At 67.7% G+C, this 15,795-nt stretch carries 20 protein-coding genes and 3 tRNA genes; 10 read left to right on the top strand and 13 right to left on the bottom strand.

Features of this window, described 5'->3' with window-relative positions; genetic code table 11:
* Positions 1-1,410 (top strand): TonB-dependent siderophore receptor (locus tag AC1D1T_RS21245; RefSeq protein WP_477992437.1); only part of this gene is annotated, 1,410 nt, incomplete at its 5' end.
* Positions 1,411-1,459: 49 nt separating this feature from the next.
* Positions 1,460-1,535: transfer RNA gene (locus AC1D1T_RS21240), tRNA-Asn, on the top strand.
* A 39-nt stretch (positions 1,536-1,574) separates the two neighbouring features.
* On the opposite strand, the gene AC1D1T_RS21235 is transcribed toward AC1D1T_RS21240, so the two are convergent.
* Positions 1,575-2,135 carry an RBBP9/YdeN family alpha/beta hydrolase gene (locus AC1D1T_RS21235; protein ID WP_477825680.1) on the bottom strand — a complete coding sequence of 187 codons (561 nt, stop codon included), beginning with the start codon at positions 2,133-2,135 and terminating at the stop codon, positions 1,575-1,577.
* A gap of 103 nt (positions 2,136-2,238) precedes the next feature.
* Here AC1D1T_RS21235 and AC1D1T_RS21230 point away from each other — a divergent pair, with 103 nt between their 5' ends.
* The 4 genes from AC1D1T_RS21230 to AC1D1T_RS21215 all read left to right on the top strand — a co-directional run bounded on the left by AC1D1T_RS21230 (position 2,239) and on the right by AC1D1T_RS21215 (position 5,111).
* Positions 2,239-2,712 (top strand): Lrp/AsnC family transcriptional regulator, encoded by a 474-nt coding sequence (locus AC1D1T_RS21230; RefSeq protein WP_477844535.1) that lies wholly within the window; start codon positions 2,239-2,241, stop codon positions 2,710-2,712.
* 73 nt (positions 2,713-2,785) lie between these two features.
* Positions 2,786-3,487 (top strand): DUF1579 family protein, encoded by a 702-nt coding sequence (locus tag AC1D1T_RS21225; protein ID WP_477844533.1) that lies wholly within the window; start codon positions 2,786-2,788, stop codon positions 3,485-3,487.
* Between the two features lie 21 nt (positions 3,488-3,508).
* A complete protein-coding gene (locus tag AC1D1T_RS21220; protein WP_477826986.1) occupies positions 3,509-4,453 on the top strand; it encodes an AraC family transcriptional regulator in 945 nt (314 codons plus the stop codon).
* Between the two features lie 274 nt (positions 4,454-4,727).
* Positions 4,728-5,111 carry a VOC family protein gene (locus tag AC1D1T_RS21215; RefSeq protein WP_465114666.1) on the top strand — a complete coding sequence of 128 codons (384 nt, stop codon included), beginning with the start codon at positions 4,728-4,730 and terminating at the stop codon, positions 5,109-5,111.
* Here the strand turns inward: AC1D1T_RS21215 and AC1D1T_RS21210 are convergent.
* Both AC1D1T_RS21210 and AC1D1T_RS21205 read right to left on the bottom strand, forming a co-directional pair.
* Positions 5,095-5,619, bottom strand: coding sequence for a hypothetical protein (locus tag AC1D1T_RS21210; RefSeq protein WP_477840541.1), 525 nt, complete (start codon positions 5,617-5,619; stop codon positions 5,095-5,097). The genes AC1D1T_RS21215 and AC1D1T_RS21210 overlap by 17 nt on opposite strands.
* A complete protein-coding gene (locus AC1D1T_RS21205) occupies positions 5,558-5,869 on the bottom strand; it encodes an IS66 family transposase (protein ID WP_477992436.1) in 312 nt (103 codons plus the stop codon). Before AC1D1T_RS21205 ends, AC1D1T_RS21210 begins: the two co-directional genes overlap by 62 nt.
* 258 nt (positions 5,870-6,127) lie before the next feature.
* Between AC1D1T_RS21205 and AC1D1T_RS21200 the strand changes: the two genes are divergently transcribed.
* From AC1D1T_RS21200 to AC1D1T_RS21190, 3 genes are all read left to right on the top strand, one after another.
* Positions 6,128-6,304, top strand: coding sequence for a hypothetical protein (locus AC1D1T_RS21200; RefSeq protein ID WP_477826989.1), 177 nt, complete (start codon positions 6,128-6,130; stop codon positions 6,302-6,304).
* A 19-nt stretch (positions 6,305-6,323) separates the two neighbouring features.
* Entirely contained in the window at positions 6,324-7,328 is a 1,005-nt protein-coding gene (locus tag AC1D1T_RS21195; RefSeq protein WP_477826990.1) for an extracellular catalytic domain type 1 short-chain-length polyhydroxyalkanoate depolymerase, read from the top strand.
* 299 nt (positions 7,329-7,627) lie between these two features.
* On the top strand, positions 7,628-7,759 hold the full coding sequence (locus tag AC1D1T_RS21190; protein WP_477826991.1) for a hypothetical protein: 132 nt from the start codon (positions 7,628-7,630) through the stop codon (positions 7,757-7,759).
* A 45-nt stretch (positions 7,760-7,804) separates the two neighbouring features.
* On the opposite strand, the gene AC1D1T_RS21185 is transcribed toward AC1D1T_RS21190, so the two are convergent.
* The 7 genes from AC1D1T_RS21185 to AC1D1T_RS21155 all read right to left on the bottom strand — a co-directional run bounded on the left by AC1D1T_RS21185 (position 7,805) and on the right by AC1D1T_RS21155 (position 12,939).
* On the bottom strand, positions 7,805-7,927 hold the full coding sequence (locus AC1D1T_RS21185) for a hypothetical protein (protein ID WP_477826992.1): 123 nt from the start codon (positions 7,925-7,927) through the stop codon (positions 7,805-7,807).
* 183 nt (positions 7,928-8,110) lie between these two features.
* Positions 8,111-8,186: transfer RNA gene (locus AC1D1T_RS21180), tRNA-His, on the bottom strand.
* Between the two features lie 55 nt (positions 8,187-8,241).
* The gene (locus AC1D1T_RS21175) at positions 8,242-10,179 is read right to left on the bottom strand and encodes a peptidylprolyl isomerase (protein WP_477992435.1); all 1,938 of its coding nucleotides are present in this window, start codon (positions 10,177-10,179) and stop codon (positions 8,242-8,244) included.
* Between the two features lie 140 nt (positions 10,180-10,319).
* Positions 10,320-10,395, bottom strand: a tRNA-Val gene (locus AC1D1T_RS21170).
* 25 nt (positions 10,396-10,420) lie between these two features.
* Positions 10,421-10,693 (bottom strand): HU family DNA-binding protein, encoded by a 273-nt coding sequence (locus AC1D1T_RS21165; protein WP_047485758.1) that lies wholly within the window; start codon positions 10,691-10,693, stop codon positions 10,421-10,423.
* 266 nt (positions 10,694-10,959) lie between these two features.
* Positions 10,960-12,057 carry a tartrate dehydrogenase gene (locus tag AC1D1T_RS21160; RefSeq protein ID WP_465114673.1) on the bottom strand — a complete coding sequence of 366 codons (1,098 nt, stop codon included), beginning with the start codon at positions 12,055-12,057 and terminating at the stop codon, positions 10,960-10,962.
* Positions 12,058-12,060: 3 nt separating this feature from the next.
* Positions 12,061-12,939 carry an alpha/beta fold hydrolase gene (locus AC1D1T_RS21155; RefSeq protein WP_477992434.1) on the bottom strand — a complete coding sequence of 293 codons (879 nt, stop codon included), beginning with the start codon at positions 12,937-12,939 and terminating at the stop codon, positions 12,061-12,063.
* Between the two features lie 75 nt (positions 12,940-13,014).
* Here AC1D1T_RS21155 and AC1D1T_RS21150 point away from each other — a divergent pair, with 75 nt between their 5' ends.
* On the top strand, positions 13,015-13,983 hold the full coding sequence (locus AC1D1T_RS21150) for a LysR family transcriptional regulator (protein ID WP_465114675.1): 969 nt from the start codon (positions 13,015-13,017) through the stop codon (positions 13,981-13,983).
* Here AC1D1T_RS21150 and AC1D1T_RS21145 read toward each other — a convergent pair.
* The 3 genes from AC1D1T_RS21145 to AC1D1T_RS21135 form a co-directional block, all read right to left on the bottom strand.
* On the bottom strand, positions 13,898-14,848 hold the full coding sequence (locus AC1D1T_RS21145) for a DMT family transporter (protein ID WP_477827667.1): 951 nt from the start codon (positions 14,846-14,848) through the stop codon (positions 13,898-13,900). The two genes, AC1D1T_RS21150 and AC1D1T_RS21145, sit on opposite strands and share 86 nt — an antisense overlap.
* Positions 14,845-15,411, bottom strand: a complete 567-nt coding sequence (pgsA, locus tag AC1D1T_RS21140; RefSeq protein WP_047510900.1) for a CDP-diacylglycerol--glycerol-3-phosphate 3-phosphatidyltransferase — start codon at positions 15,409-15,411, stop codon at positions 14,845-14,847. The genes AC1D1T_RS21145 and pgsA overlap by 4 nt, the downstream gene beginning before the upstream one ends.
* A gap of 23 nt (positions 15,412-15,434) precedes the next feature.
* The coding region (locus AC1D1T_RS21135) for a hypothetical protein (protein WP_477992433.1) at positions 15,435-15,795 on the bottom strand (361 nt) is incomplete at its 5' end.

Here is a 15,795-nt window from a genome sequence, read left to right as displayed (position 1 = left end):
GTGCCGGCGATGAGCCTGCTGGGCAACCGCGTGCCCGATGMATCGGCCTACGACCCGCGGACCAACCTGAACAACCAGCCCTGGTCGCAGCCGGTGGTGCTTGACGGCGACACCGCGTCGCTGCRCTGGCAGCAGCGCCTGTCGGCCGACTGGCGCGCCGTGGCGCACTTCGCGACGCAGCGCCTGGTCAGCGACGACCGCCTTGCCTTCCCGTACGGCTGCGGCGCCGAAGGCAACTACGACCGCTACTGCAGCGACGGCACCTACGACCTCTACGACTACCGCAGCGACGACGAGCACCGCCGCACCGATGCGCTGGACCTGGGCGTTCGCGGCACGCTGTCGACCGGCGGGCTGCTGCACGAGCTGCAGACCGGCGTGCTGTTCTCGCGCTTCAGGAGCCGCCTGCAGTGCCAGGCGTACAACTACGTCGGCACCGGCAACATCGACGGCACCGCGGTGACGCCTGCGGATCCCACGCTGACCGGCACCAACACCAACCGCGACGAGCGCAACACCGAGCTGTACCTGCGCGACGCGATCACGCTGACGCCGACCTGGAGCGCCTGGCTGGGCCTGCGCCACACGCGGCTGAAGCGCGAGAGCATCGCGACCGACGGCAGCCAGCCGGTCTCGTACACCGATGGCTTCACGACACCGTGGCTCGCGCTGAGCCACGCGCTGCAGCCGGGCCTGCTGGCGTATGCGAGCTGGGGCCAGGGCATCGAATCGGAAGTGGCGCCGAACCGCGCGCGCTACACGAATGCCGGGCAGGCACTCGCGCCGTTGAAGAGTCGCCAGGTGGAGCTGGGCCTGAAGGGCAGCGCGACGGACCTGAGCTGGGGCCTGGCGGCGTTCGACATCGTGCGCCCGCGCTTCGCGGATGTCGGCAGCAACTGCGCCGACGACACGAACGGCAGCACCTGCACGCACCAGGAAGACGGCGAGCAGCGCCACCGCGGGCTGGAAGCCGAAGGCGCATGGACGGCAGGCGACTGGACGCTGCAAGGCGCGGCGATGTGGCTGCACGCGCGGGTCGAGGATGTCGCGAGCGATGCGACGCTGAACGGCAGGCGCCCGGTCAACGTGCCGGATCGCACGCTGAAGCTGAACCTGAGCTGGCGCGTGCCGCTGCTCACCGGCCTGAACCTCTCGGCCGGCGCGGTGCACGAGGGCGAGCGGATGGTGCTGCCGGACAACAGCCTGTCCATCCCCGGCTGGACGCGCTTCGATGCGGCAGCACGCTACGAGCAGCGGGTGGCAGGCGTCGGCACGCTGACCTGGCGGGTGGGCATCGACAACCTGAGCGACCGCCGCGCCTGGAAGGAAGCGCCGCTGCAGTTCGGGCACGTGTACCTCTACCCGCTCGCGCCGCGGACGGTCCGTGCATCGGTTCAGATCGATTTGTGAAGCGGCTGCCGGAACCGGTGATTTTTCTGTCTATAATCTGAGGCTCAGTTCCTCGATAGCTCAGTCGGTAGAGCGCCGGACTGTTAATCCGTAGGTCCCTGGTTCGAGCCCAGGTCGAGGAGCCAGTATTGACGGGGCCCGCAGCGATGCGGGCCCTTTGTCGTTCAGCCCTTCCCACTCCTTGCCATCGACACGTCCTTCGCCAGGAACTCCTGAAGCAAGGACCAGCCCTTCGGCCACGCCCCGACGCCGCTCGATGCATTGATGTGCCCCAGCGGCCCCACTTCGACCAGGCGGCTGCCCCACTGGCGTGCGCGATGCTTTGCGTAGTCGATGGTGCTGAAGGGATCGCTCGTGCTGGCGACGATCAGGCTCGGGAAGCGCAAAGCACCCTCCGGAACGCCACCGAACCCTGCCGCCGCCGGTGGGAACGAGGACGACTGCGGGTCGGGTACCGCCACCAGGAAGGCTCCCGCAATCTCCCGCTGCGAGATCGCGCTCCAGTGGGCGACGAGCAGGCATGCCAGGCTGTGCGCCACCAGGACCGGCGGCGCAGGCGACGAGGCGACCGCCCTGTCGAGCGCGGACACCCAGTCATCCAACGTGGGCTGATCCCAGCTCGTAGGCTGGAAGCGGCGCAGCTGAGGCTGTCCGCGCTCCCACAAGCTCTGCCAATGCGCCTCGCCTGACCCACCGATGCCCGGCAGGACCACAACATTCTCCATCGATGCCTCCGTTTCCGATGCGCCCAGTCTGCGGCGAGGTGCATCGGCCTGGAATGGCAAAGCATCGGAAAATGGATCGTCGAACCGATGGATTCAAGGTGCCATGGCCCAACGTCAACCAGCGAGCCTGGATGCGACCGACATCAAGATCGTGACGCTTCTCGAGGAGGATGGAAGGCTCGCCGTCAGCGAACTCGGTCGACGTATCGGTCTTTCACAGCCCGCGACATCGGAACGCCTCAAACGCCTGGAGGAGCGAGGCGTGATCGAGGGCTACCGGGCGACCGTCAATCCTGAACGGCTCGGACTCGGCTTGATGGCGATCATCCGCGTGCGGACCACCCACGAACACATCAAGTCGTGCCTGAAGCAGTTTGCGCTGATGCCCGAGGTCATCGAGGTGTACCGGCTGACGGGTGAGGACTGCTTCCACCTGAAGGTCGTCATCCCCTCGGCATCGCAACTGGAGCGGATCGTCGATTCTGTCGCGCGCTACGGGGCCGTCACCACGTCCCTGGTCTTGCGTTCCGAGCGCCCGAAGCCTGTCAGCACGGCGCTGGGGAAATCGGCAGGCTGAACGGTCAGGTGTGTCGCCGCAGGACGAACGGCCAAGCAAACCGGTCGCAGGGCCATGGCCCGACGACGCGTCGGTGAGCAAACTGGATGCTGGCGTTCACGAAAGGCACCCTGTGAAAATCTGCTGGAAGCGCATGCGCGCCACGGTCATCGGTATCGCGGCGCTCGGCCTGGCGCTCGCAGCCACGCAAGCCCAGGACAAGGAGAACGCCACCACGCCGTCCGTCGCGGCGTCCACCGACTTGCCCGCATGGGTGCGCCGCGGATTGCCGGGCCCGGGCCACGCCACGCTCGCGCCCCTGGCGGGCAGCTGGCGCGTGCAGATGGGCATCTACGCGACCCTCGGCCGGAGTGCCGATGCACCGCCGATCACCTCCGACGACATCGTCACACGTCGCCAATGGGTGGCCGGCGGCCGCTACCTCGAGGACACGACCGAGGGCACGCTGGCAAAGTCGCACTACTGGCGTCGCGGCTGGCTGGGCTACGACAACATGGCCGCGCGCTACGAGTGGGTCACGATCGACGAAACGAACGCCGGGATGATGCGTTACGCCAGCAGCACCGGATCGGGGCCGCAGACACGCATTGACCTGTTCGGCAGCTTCGTCGACCAAGGCGTCGCGGGCGAAGCCTTCGTCGGCAAGACGGTCCCGATGCGCACGCTGATACGCATCGAAGGCCCGGACCGCCACGTCATCGAGCTCTACTTCACGCCACCAGGAAAAGCAGAGGCGCTCGCCACGCGCGCGGTCTACACGCGAACCGGGCCGTGACCCGGCGCAAACTCCCCACCCATGAGCGCCTCCCGACCCGACCTCGATCTGCTGAGCCCCGTTCTTCAGGATCTGCGGCTGGTGCGCGCGTCGTACTGCCGCACTGACATGACGGCGCCGTGGGGCGTCCAGATCCCGCGTCAGGACGGCGTGTGTTTCCACTTCGTGGTCGATGGCGAGTGCTGGCTGAGACTGCCGTCGCAGGAGCCCTTCCGGATCGGTCCCGGCGACGTGGCACTGCTGCCGCGAGGCACGGGCCACGCGATTGCCGACGCGCCCACCACGCCCGCCCGGCCGCTCGAGGAGTTCGACCAGGATTCGATCGGCCCGACCACGCACAACATGCGCGCTGGTGGTGGCGGTGCGCGTTCGCTGATGGTCTGCTGCGCGCTCGAATTCGACGAGCCGGCCGTGCATCCGCTCACTCAACTGATGCCCGAGGTGCTGGTGCTGCGGCGTGCCGACGCGAATGACCAGGCGCTGCCCACGCTGTTGTCCCTGATGGCGGCCGAGGTGGCCGCACAGCGTGTCGGCGCCGCGACCATGATGGCGCGGCTCGCCGATGCGGTGGTGACCGCCATGGTGCGCGGCTGGGCCGAGACTCACGCCGGAGAGCTGAAGGGATGGCTGGCGGGTGCGCGGGACGCGCCGATCGGCCGGGCGCTGGCGGCGATCCATCGACAGCCGGGTCATTTCTGGTCGGTGGTGGCGTTGGCGAAGATCGCAGGCCTGTCGCGTTCGGTCTTCACGGAACGCTTCACCACCGCAGTGGGCCTGTCACCGGCACGCTATCTCGCGCACTGGCGCATGCACGTGGCCGGCGCATGGCTGCGTCATGGCAGGTCGACTGTCGCGGACATCGCCCAGCGCCTGGGCTACGAGTCCGAAGCCTCGTTCAGCCGCGCCTTCAAGCGCCTGTTCGGCGTGCCGCCGGGAATGCTGCGCTCGCAAGTCCATCGGCCATGACGCCCGTATTGACGGGGCCGGCACGCTGCGCGCTCAGCGCGGCACGTGGATCAGCGGCGAGCTTCTCGCCGTACCGGTTCGAGCTTGGCTCGATTGTGCAGATTCTTCCCTCGATTCCTCTCCGGGCCGGCTGCCCCTCGCGTGGGCCGCGACGCCGGAGGGGATCCGCCGTTCCGGCGGGATTGGCACTCGGATCTGCCGATGACAGCTTTCGGCGGTTGCGGCCGCTCGTGCCGCATGGTCGAATGGCCCCAGCCGGCTAGAAGGGGAACCGATGAAGCGCACCTGGACGATCATTGGCGTTGCTGATGTAGCTCACAGCTTTGCCTGGTATCAATCACTCTTCGGTCAACCGCAATCGGCGCCGGCTCATGACTACTTCGGCCAAATCCTCGACACGGACGGAACGGTGTTGCTGTGTCTCCACAAGTGGGGAGCCCACGATCACCCAACCTTGACCAGCCCCGATCGAGCGGAGCCTGGCAATGGGCTGCTGCTTTTCTTTCGAGTCGATGATTTCAGCGAGGCGCTGTCACGCGCCAGGGCCCTTGTCGGTCAACTTGAGGAAGGGCCCAAGATGAACCCCTCCACCGGCACTCAAGAGTTCGCGCTGCGCGATCCTGACGGCTACTACGTCATGGTCAGTGCGCTCGAATGAGGCGCATGCCTTCCGCCGTACCGGAGACCTTGGCCTCCGCGAAAAGACCACGTGATGCACACGCCGCGCGCACAAGCTGCGGCCTGACCCCTCGGTCGAGGCGAGGCCCAACCACTATTGGAAATGGCGACGACTCAACCAACGTCCCCCGCTTGGCAGCCATTGTCGTGGCCATTCTCGGCGGGCTCATCGCGGCAGCGGGGTCGCTCGTGCTGTTCGTGCTTTGGCGGCTGGGTCGCGATCCACACTTGCTGATCACGTCATTTGTGGTGGTGCCTGCTTGGGCGCTTGGAGTGTGCTGCTTTGGTCTCGCCGGCGTACTGGTTTGGCGCCGAATCGGTCTTGTCCGCCGCGCAATGGCCGTCGTCGCAATGGTTGCCGGTGGTGGAGTGCTTCTTTTCGTGGCAGCAGCGTTCTTTTCCCGTCTATGAACACCGCCTGACCCGTCAATCGGTCGGATCAGGTTCTCCAGGCGGTTGTTGTCGGTGTTCAAGTCGGCATCGTCGATGAGGCGCGTCAGTGCTGTCCAGCGCTTGAGCGCTGTAGTCCATCGCCTTGGCGGTGGCCGTTGCGTCGGGCACCTTCCGACGGTTGGCGGTCAGCCAGGCGTGCAGTAGATCGGCCGCCGGGCGCGTTTTGATCTGGCGGATCCGCAACCGGTCATCGGCTGGCAAGTCCTTGATCTCCCGCTCGACGTCGTACAGGACGCCGAAGAGCTTCAAGGCCTGCTCGGCCAGCGCGCTGCTGTGGTTCGCCATCATAGGTAAATCGGCGAGTCGTCTACAACCTACGTCGGTCGCACGACCACCACACAGCCTGACTGCCTACGTCACAAAGGCCTCGAGTCCGACAGGTTGCGTACACCTCCTCAACCAATATTGCTGGCGACTCCTGCCGACGATCCAGCAGCGCTCGGGCCCGCGAACTCCGAACAGATGAGACAACCGAAACGGCCGCGGTGCGGCTGTCAGAAAGGAATATCGATGTCCAATCCTTGGCTCAAGAAGAACCCGTTCATGAGCATGTGGCTCAGCGGAGCCAACTCGGTGGTCAACAGCGAGCGCGCTCGCATCGCTGCCGAAGCGAAGCGTCAAACGACCACTGCCGTCAACAAGACCGCCAGCGACATGTTCACCATCTGGGCCGACGCGATGGCGAAGGCTCCCGCATCGAAGCGAAAGAGAAGGCGGTAGCGCACATGGGGCAGCAAGCGTGAAGCGATCAACTTCATGGGCCGGGCTCTGGACCCGCAATCTGTCGACGCTGACGCGCCTCTCAATGCACGCCGGCACGCACTCGATGAAGGAGGCGCTGAAGCCGGTGCAGGCAAAGGGACGGGCTCCAGCCGGCACCGGCGACTGGCTCGCCGGCATAGCCATGGGCCCGGCCGGTGTGCGGCAGTTCAGGCTCTTTCGTCCGCCGGGCGTCACGTTTGGCGAACGCTTGCCGCTGATGGTGATGCTTCACGGCTGCCACCAGGACGCGAAGACCTTCGCCGCGAGCACACGGATGAATGTGGTGGCTGCGCGCGAACGATTCCTCGTGCTGTACCCGGAGCAGGATCGTCTGTCGAATCCACAAGGTTGTTGGAACTGGTTCGATACCAAGTCGGGCCGCGCACACCGCGAGGTGACCTTGATCATGCGAGCGCTCGACCTGGCGTGCACTCTCTACTCCGCAGACAGAGAGCGGATCGGGATCGTGGGGTTGTCAGCGGGCGCGAGCATGGCCGCACTGGTTGTCACGCGCCACCCGGAGCGATTCAAGGCCGTGACGATGCACTCCGGAATTCCGCCCGGCACAGCCTCTTCTCCGCTGTCAGCGGTAGGCGCCATGCATGGTCGGCGAGCGACGAAGCCGCTTCCTGCGAGCCCGGGCACGACAAGTCTCGCGTGGCCTCCGCTCCTGGTAATCCATGGAGATTCGGACGCCGTGGTGGCACCCAGCAATGGACGCGCTGCAGCGCAGGTCTGGGCGAATGCCGCGGGCGCCGTTCCGGGCTCCGGCAGGAATGTTCAGCGCGGAAAGAGGCACCCCATGCGTGTGATCGATTTCAAGCGTCAGGGCGCTACTGTGGCCACGCTCGTCGAGGTGGAATGCTTGGCGCATGCGTGGAGCGGCGGTGCGGCCAACCAGCACTTCAGCGACAGGAAGGGTCCTGACGCCTCGCGCATGGCATGGGCATTCACTGCGAAGCAGTTCGGGAGACAGAGGTAGTTCGGCCGTTCCGTGCATCAGCGCCAGTCCGATCGACTCTTGCCCGCGCGCGTAGCGGTCGGAGAGTTGGTCGGCGGGCCCCCTCAGGCGTCCCGTCGAGCCCGCACCATTCGCCCGAGCCCCGCCGCGGCGAATCCGCAGTCGATCACATTCCGGGCAGCAACAAATGCCGAAGCCGCGCCAGCGAATCCATTCTTTGTTCGCGGTGAACCGCCTGCCGCTGGCCGACCTGACGGCGCAATGGCAGCAGAGCCGCGCTGCTGAGCGCTGCCGTCGCACCCGGAGCGCCTGATCCAGCGTTGCGCGCACTGCTCGGGCAGCGCATCGACCAGACGCTGCAGCACGCTGCCACGCCCTCCCGCACCCCGCTCTACATTGCCATGGCCGTCCAGGCGACCCTGCTGGCGGTGGGTCTGTCGCTGACGCGTTGACCCTCATCGGCGCGAAACCGTCATGAGGATCGGCATTCGGCGCGCTCAACGCGGCACGTGGATCAGAGGCTGCAACGCCAGGCCCATCCTCAGCGCCTGCAGCGGCGCGGTATCCACATAGACGATCTCCTCGCGCATCCGCCCGTTCTCGAGCGTCATCTTGTCCACGCCGCACCACGAGACGAGCTTCTCGCCGTACCGGTTCGAGCTTCTCCACTCGATGTGGGGAAGCCGCGGATGATGCACGTCACCGGCGAAGCCGCCGGCCGCTTTCGGACACGTTCATCGCAGGCGCCGCCGCCGGCAGGCCCTGAAACGACAAAGGAGCCTTGCGGCTCCTCTGGGATCTGGTGGGGTGGCTGATGGGACTCGAACCCACGACAACAGGAATCACAATCCTGGACTCTACCAACTGAGCTACAGCCACCACCGGAATCGCGAATTATAGCCTCACCTGGAGGCCACTTCGACCAGTGGGTCGCTCAGTTGCTCGTGCCGCTCGCCGCAGCCGCTTCAGCCGCAGCCGTCCCCGGGTGCACGTCGACCTTGTAGCGGCTCTTCAGCGCGGTGTAGTAGGCCTGCGCCTCGGCGGCGGCCCATGCCTGCGCGTACTGCCCCTGCGAGCGCACCGGGTCGGCGGCGATCGGGTCGCGGCCCAGCACCTTCGTGACCTTCACGATCACGTAGCCCTGGTCGCCCAGGTCGATGCCATCGACGGCCGGCAGCTTCGCGGTCGGCGCCTTCAGCACCGCATCGACCACCGGCTTCGGCAGGTCGCGCGGTTGCGCGCGCGACACCAGCTGCGCCGCATCGGTCAACGCCGTCTCGGGCGCCTTGCGAAGCTCGGCCAGGCGGGCCTCGCCTTCCTTGCGCGCGAGGGCCGCTGCCTGCTTCGCGACCAGCTTCTCCTTCACGCTCGCGGTCACTTCAGCCAGCGGCCTCACCGCAGCCGGGCTGTAGGTCACGACGCGTGCCGAGATCAGCTGGCTCGAACCGGCATCCACCGCCTCGGTGTTCTTCTTGTTGCGCAGCGCGTCGTTGCCGAACAGCGCCTCCAGGAACTTCGGCGACGCGAGCGGCCCCTTGGCCGCCGGGCCCGCCGTGCGCGTCACGCCCTGCGCGGTCTGGATCGGCAGCTTCAGCTTGTCAGCCACCGGCTTCAGGCTGTCCGGCTGCTCGTAGACCGTGTTCGTGAACTCGACCGCCGCCTCGGAATACTTCGCCTGCGCGAGCTGCTTCTTGACCTCTTCCTCGATCTCGGGGCGCACCTGGTCGAAGCTCTTCGTCTCGCCGCCGCGGGCCTGCGTCACCTGGATGATGTGGTAGCCGAAATCGCTCTCGACCACATCGCTGATGCCGCCCGGCTTCAGCGCGAACGCGGCGTCTTCGAACGGCTTCACCATCGCGCCACGACCGAAGAAGTCGAGGTCGCCGCCGTTCAGCGCCGAGCCGGTGTCCTGCGAATTCTTGCGCGCCACGTCGGCGAAGCTCGCCGGGTTCTTCTTCACCTCGGCCAACAGGGCCTCGGCCTTCGCCTTGGCTTGCGCGCGTTCCGCGGCCGGGGCCGACTTGTCGGCCTTGATCAGGATGTGGCTCGCGCGGCGCTCTTCGGCCACCGCATAGCGCTTCTCGTTTGCCTTGTAGTACTCGCGCAGCTTGTCTTCAGGCACCGTCAGCGTCTTCTTGATCGCCTCGACGTCGAGCACCACGTACTCGATGTTCGCCTGCTCCGGCGACATGAACTGCGCCGCGTGCGCCGGATCCTTGTAGTACGCCTGGATGTCGGCATCGCTCGGCGACACCTTCGCGAGGTAGTCCTTCGCGTCGAAGCGCTGCTGCTGGAACTCGCGCTGCTGGAACATCGCATCGATCGCGCTCGAAGCCGCCGCGGCCGGCGCGAACACCGTGCCGCCGATGCCGAACATCACCTGGCGCATCTCGAGCTGCTGGCGCAGCGTCTGCTCGAAGCCCGCCACCGTCATGCCCTGGGCCGACAACGCGACCGTCAGCGCCTCCTTGTCGAAGCCGCCGCCCGCACCGCGGAACTGCGCGAACTGCGGGTCGTTCATGTAGACGTTGAGCACGCGGTCGGCCGTCGCGGTGAAGTTCGACTTCAGCGCCGCGGTCTGCAGCACGCGCTCGCGCACCAGGTTGTCGAGCGTCTGCAGGCGCACCGCCGGCGTGTCGAACATGCGAATGTCGACGTTCGGCGCCTGGCGCCGGTAGCGGTCGATCTGATCGCGCTGCGCCGCATCCCATTCGGCCTGCGTGATCTTGTGGCCGTCGACGACGGCGACACCCCCGCTGCCCGCCATCGAGCGGTAACCTTGGTAAGCACCCGTCAGCACGAAGGCGGGAACGATCAGCACCAGCAACAGGAACTGGAACAGGCGGTTGTGCGTGCGAACAAATTCAAACATCGATGGCCTCGAAGGGTGATCGCTGTGCAGCCGGACGGCGCTGCTTCAAATGCAACAAAGGCGAACCTGGGTTCGCCTTTGCTGGGGGTGGGCGGCGCGGATTCTACTAGCTCTGCCAGCTCGTCCGCGGTGCCATCGGGTGGTGGGTGCTGAGGGGCTCGAACCCCCGACCTACGCCTTGTAAGGGCGCCGCTCTACCAACTGAGCTAAGCACCCGGATGCCTTCCGTTGCCTGCGGTCTTCAGTTGACCGCGTCCTTCAGGGCCTTGCCCGGGCGGAACTTCGGCACCTTGGCGGCCTTGATCTTGATGGTGGCGCCGGTGCGCGGGTTGCGGCCGGCACGGGCGGCGCGCTTGCTGACGCTGAAGGTGCCGAAGCCAACGAGCGACACGCTGTTGTTTTTCTTCAGCGTGGATTTCACGCCGCCGATCAGAGCTTCGAGCGCGCGCGTCGCCGCTGCTTTGGAGATGTCGGCCTGCTTGGCGATGTGCTCAATCAGTTCGGATTTGTTCACGAAGGTACCCCCTCAAAAAAGGTGTCTCGAAAAGAATCTGGATGGGTGTGGAGCCTGGATCCGGGCCGCGCGGGACGGGACGTAACGGCTCGAACGATTACAGCCGCAGGCACCCCCACTGTCAAGCGCGGAAGCGGATTCTATGCGTAATCAGCTGCATCCGAAGGCGGCATCCGCGCGCGTGCTTCCTCGCTTGACAATAGGCTGTCCGCGTCATATTCGGCGCGGGTTGCAGCGGGGTCGGCCACCCCGCGTGTCATGTGGGGTCACATGCACTCGGCGATCGCGCGGCCGAGGTCGGCGGTGTGCGCCGTACCACCCAGGTCGGGGGTGCGCGGCGCACCGGACGAGGGCTCGAGCACCGTCTCGATCGCGCGCAGCACCGCATCGTGCGCATCGCGGTGGCCCAGGTGGTCGAGCATCATCGCGCCCGACCAGATCTGCCCGATCGGGTTCGCGATGCCGCGCCCGGCGATGTCGGGCGCCGAGCCGTGCACCGGTTCGAACAGCGACGGGTGGGTGCCGGCAGGGTTCAGGTTGGCCGACGGCGCGATGCCGATCGTGCCGGTGCAGGCCGGCCCGAGGTCCGACAGGATGTCGCCGAACAGGTTGCTCGCGACCACCACGTCGAACACCTCGGGGCGCTGCACGAAGTGCGCGGTCAGGATGTCGATGTGGAAGCGATCGACGCTGACATCCGGATAGCCGCGGGCCATCGCCTCGACGCGCTCGTCCCAGTAGGGCATCGTGATCGAGATGCCGTTCGACTTGGTGGCCGAGGTCAGCTTGCGGCGCGGGCGCGACTGCGCCAGCTCGAACGCGAACTTCAGCACCCGGTCGACGCCGACACGCGACATCACCGTCTCCTGGATCACGATCTCGCGCTCGCTGCCCTCGTACATGCGCCCGCCGATGCTGGAGTACTCGCCCTCGGTGTTCTCGCGCACGATCATCATGTCGATCGCGCCGGGCGCGCGCGGCTTGCCGTCACGGCCCACCAGCGGCGAGCGGATGCCGGGCATCAGGCGCGCCGGGCGCAGGTTCACGAACTGGTCGAACTCGCGGCGGAACTTCAGCAGCGAACCCCACAGCGACACGTGGTCGGGGATCTTCTCGGGCCAGCCGACCGCGCCGAAGAAGATCGCGTCATGCCCGCCGATCTGCTGCTTCCAGTCGTCCGGCAGCATCTGGCCGTGGCGCTCGTACCAGTCCCAGCTCGCGAAGTCGAAGTGGTCGAACTGCAGCCCGATGCCGAAGCGGCCGGCCACCGCCTCGAGCACGCGCAGGCCCTCGGGCACGGTTTCCTTGCCGATGCCGTCGCCGGCGATGACGGCGATGCGGTGGGTCTTCTTGGGCGCGTTCATCATTCAGTCCTTCAGGAAGTCGTTGATCTCGGCGAGCAGCAGCTCGGGCAATTCTTCGGCGATGTAGTGGCCGCAGGGCACCGCCCGGCCGCTCACCTCACGTGCCGCAGCGCGCCACAGCGCGAGCACGTCGAAGCAGCGCCCGACGGCGCCGTGCTCGGCCCACAGCACGCGCAGCGGCACCTCGACGCGCCGGCCGGCCGCGCGGTCGGCGCGGTCATGGTCGAGGTCGATGGTGGCCGAGGCGCGGTAGTCCTCGCAGATCGACGCCACGCTGCCCGGCAGCGCGATGCAGCGCTCGTATTCCGCGAGAGCGGCCGGATCGAAGGCCGCGAGCCCCGCATGGCGCCGCCCCATCACGCTGCGCAGGTAGAACACCGGGTCGTGGCCGATCATCCGCTCCGGCAACGGCGCCGGCTGGATCAGCGTGAACCAGTGCCAGTAGGCGCGCGCGAACGCGTCGGTCGTGCCTTCGTACATCGCGAGCGTCGGTGCGATGTCGAGCAGCAGCAGCCGCGACACCACATCAGGGTGATCCAGCGCCAGCCGGTGCGCCACCCGCGCACCGCGGTCGTGCGCGCAGACCGCAAAGCGCGCGTGGCCGAGCTGCGCCATCACGCCGGCCGCATCGCGCGCCATCGCCCGCTTGGCGTGCATCGCATGGGCGTCATCGGGTGCGGGCCGCGACGAGTCGCCATAGCCGCGCAGGTCCATCGCCACCACCCGGAAGCGCTGCGCGAGCTGCGGCACCACGCGGTGCCACATCGCATGCGTCTGCGGATGGCCGTGCAGCAGCAGCAGCGGCGCGCCCTGCCCGCCCACCCGCGTATGGATCTCGGCCCCTTCGACGGCGAAACGCCGGCTCTCGAATCCTTCGAACATGCGGCGCATTCTGGTGCGCTCGCACACGGTCGGCAAGCAATAATCCGGAAACCCATTCGTTCCCTGGAGGCATCAATGATCGAGCGCTCCGACCTCGCGCTGGTGAGCTGTGCGGCCGAGCTGGGCAGCCTGGCCGCCGCGGCGCGCCAGCTCGACCTGGCGCCGCCGGCCGTGTCGAAGCGGCTGGCGGCGCTGGAGTCGCGGCTCGGGCTGCGGCTGTTCCACCGCAGCACGCGGCGCTTGCAGCTCACGCCGCACGGCGAAGCCTTCCTCGCGCAGGCGCGGCCGCTGCTGCAGGGCTTCGAGCAACTGCAAGCCCAGCTGACCGAGCGCCACGACGAGCCGCGCGGCCTGATCCGCCTGTGCAGCTCGTTCGGCTTCGGCCACGCCTGGCTCGGGCCGCTGCTGGCGCAGTTCCATGCCGCCTACCCGCAGGTGCAGGTGCAGCTGCACCTGCGCGAGCAGCTGCCCGACCTGCGCGCCGCCGGCTTCGACGCCGCGGTGTGGCTGTGGGCGCCGCGCGATCCGAACGTCGTCACGCGCCGGCTCGCGTCGAACCGGCGCATCATCGTCGGCGCGCCTGCCTATCTCGAGCGCGCGGGTGTGCCGCAGACGCTCGACGATCTCGCGCAGCATGCCTGCCTGATCGTCAGCGAGAACGACGACCAACCCGCCGCCTGGCGCCTGCAGGAGCTGTCGCCGCGCGGCGCCGCCGTGACGGTGCGGGTGCACGGCCCGCTCGCGAGCAACAGCGGCGAGGTGGTGCGCGACTGGGCGCTGGCCGGCCACGGGCTGATGCTGCGCTCGCTGTGGGACGTGCACGAGCACCTGCGCAGCGGCCGGCTGCAGCAGGTGCTGCCGCGCTGGGCGATGCTCGATGCCGATGTGCACTGGGTGCTGCCGCCGCGTGCGCCGAACAGCAGCGTGCCGCGCCGCGTGCGGCTGCTTCAGCAGCAGCTCATTCAGGCCTTGGCGACGCCGCCGTGGCTGGCGCCTCCGGCGGCGCAGGCGAGCGCACCACCAGCGCCACGCCGACGGCGGTGAGCGCCATGCCGAGCACCATCGCCGGCGTGATCGACTCGCCGAACAGCGCCCAGGCCATCAGCGCGGTGGTCGGTGGCACCAGGTAGAGCAGGCTCGTCACGCGCGTGGCCGCGCCGCGCTGGATCAGCAGGTACAGCAGCGAGCTGCCGCCCAGCGTCAGGCCGATCACCGACCAGGCCATCGCGCCGATCAGGTGCGGGTGGAAGACGATCGGCTCCTGCTCCAGCAGCGCGATCGGCAGGCTGACCGCCAGCGCGGCCAGCAGCTGCACGGTGTTGGCGGTGCGCACGTCGCACGGCGCGACGAAGTGCTTCTGGTAGAGGGTGCCGGCCGTGATGCACAGCAGCGAGAAGGCGGCGAGCGACAGGTTCCAGGCGGTCAGCTCGCCGGCCCCCAGCTTGCGCCAGACGACGAGCAGCAGGCCCGACAGGCCGAGCGCCAGCCCGAGCCATTGGCGGCTGGAAACGCGCGATTCACCATCGGACGACGTCGACATGGCGCTCACCCACACCGCCGTCAGCACCGGCTGCAGGCCGACCAGCAGCGCGATCGTGCCGGCCCCCATGCCGGACTTCACCGCGGCCCAGACGCCGCCCAGGTAGCCGGCATGCATCAGCACGCCCGAGGCCGCGAGGTGCAGCCATTGCGCGCGGCCGCGCGGCCAGGCGGCGCGCGACAGCGCGATCCACACGCCGAAGCTGAGCACCGACAGGGCATAGCGCAGCGACAGGAACGAGATCGGCGGCGCGTACGGCATGCCGTAGCGCGCGACGATGAAGCCGGTGCTCCAGATCAGCACGAACACCGGCGGCATCGCCTGCACCAGGCGGTCGCGCGCGCTGGTGGCGCCGCCGGCGGCGCTCATCGAACCTTGGCTCGGATCTCCGGCAGCGCCTTCTGCAGGTAGTACACCATCGACCAGATCGTCAGCACCGCCGATGCGTAGATCAGCCAGGTGCCCCACAGCTGCGTGTCGACCAGGCCGAACAGCGTGCCGTGGTAGAGCAGGAACGGGATCGCGATCATCTGCACCGTGGTCTTGACCTTGCCGAGCATGTGCACCGCGACGCTGCGCGACGCGCCGATCTGCGCCATCCACTCGCGCAGCGCGGAGATCGCGATCTCGCGGCCGATGATCACGAGGGCCACCAGCGCATGCAGCCGGCCCAGGTGCACCAGCACCAGCAGCGCGGCGCAGACGAGGAACTTGTCGGCGACCGGATCGAGGAAGGCGCCGAACGACGAGGTCATGTTGAGCCGGCGGGCCAGGTAGCCGTCAGCCCAGTCGGTCAGCGCGACGACGATGAACAGCACCGTCGCGATGAGGTTCTGGTGCGGCTCCTTGACGTCGAGGTAGAACACCCCGACGACCAGCGGAATCGAAACGATGCGCGCCCAGGTCAGCAGCGTCGGCAGATTGAAGAACATGGGCGGCATTGTGCCCAAGTTCTTCAGGGATCCAGCGTGCGCGGCTTGAAGCGCTTGTCGTCGTCGAACAGGAAGGTCTCGACGAACTTCCACGGCTTGGGCAGTTTCGATACGTCGCCGAAGGGCGCGGCGCGCTTGACCGCGTCGATTGCGATCTGCGTGGTCTCGGGCGCCTGGCCCGGATAGCGCAGCACGTCGATGCGGCGCACGCTGCCGTCGGAGTTCAGTTCGACCTCGAGCACGGGAATGGCGAGCAGGATGTCGGGCGGCCGGCTCATGTAGGTGCCGTTCGGGTTCGACGCGACCATGCGCCGCGCGGCCTGCAGGCGCACTTCGTTCCAGTTGCGCACCGGCCCCGGCGCGGTCAGCTTGACGAAACCGCCG

Source organism: Rhizobacter sp. P2_H3, from assembly GCF_056403355.1.
This window is presented reverse-complemented; position numbering and strand designations above follow the sequence as displayed.

Excerpts from the sequence above, each read along its gene's own strand:
- AC1D1T_RS21235 (WP_477825680.1), bottom strand. The coding sequence starts at position 2,135 with ATGGAGAATGTTGTGGTCCTGCCGGGCATCGGTGGGTCAGGCGAGGCG.
- AC1D1T_RS21230 (WP_477844535.1), top strand. The coding sequence starts at position 2,239 with ATGGCCCAACGTCAACCAGCGAGCCTGGATGCGACCGACATCAAGATC.
- AC1D1T_RS21220 (WP_477826986.1), top strand. The coding sequence starts at position 3,509 with ATGAGCGCCTCCCGACCCGACCTCGATCTGCTGAGCCCCGTTCTTCAG.
- AC1D1T_RS21215 (WP_465114666.1), top strand. The coding sequence starts at position 4,728 with ATGAAGCGCACCTGGACGATCATTGGCGTTGCTGATGTAGCTCACAGC.
- AC1D1T_RS21205 (WP_477992436.1), bottom strand. The coding sequence starts at position 5,869 with ATGGCGAACCACAGCAGCGCGCTGGCCGAGCAGGCCTTGAAGCTCTTC.
- AC1D1T_RS21200 (WP_477826989.1), top strand. The coding sequence starts at position 6,128 with ATGAGCATGTGGCTCAGCGGAGCCAACTCGGTGGTCAACAGCGAGCGC.
- AC1D1T_RS21175 (WP_477992435.1), bottom strand. The coding sequence starts at position 10,179 with ATGTTTGAATTTGTTCGCACGCACAACCGCCTGTTCCAGTTCCTGTTG.
- AC1D1T_RS21160 (WP_465114673.1), bottom strand. The coding sequence starts at position 12,057 with ATGAACGCGCCCAAGAAGACCCACCGCATCGCCGTCATCGCCGGCGAC.
- AC1D1T_RS21155 (WP_477992434.1), bottom strand. The coding sequence starts at position 12,939 with ATGTTCGAAGGATTCGAGAGCCGGCGTTTCGCCGTCGAAGGGGCCGAG.
- AC1D1T_RS21150 (WP_465114675.1), top strand. The coding sequence starts at position 13,015 with ATGATCGAGCGCTCCGACCTCGCGCTGGTGAGCTGTGCGGCCGAGCTG.
- AC1D1T_RS21145 (WP_477827667.1), bottom strand. The coding sequence starts at position 14,848 with ATGAGCGCCGCCGGCGGCGCCACCAGCGCGCGCGACCGCCTGGTGCAG.
- pgsA (WP_047510900.1), bottom strand. The coding sequence starts at position 15,411 with ATGTTCTTCAATCTGCCGACGCTGCTGACCTGGGCGCGCATCGTTTCG.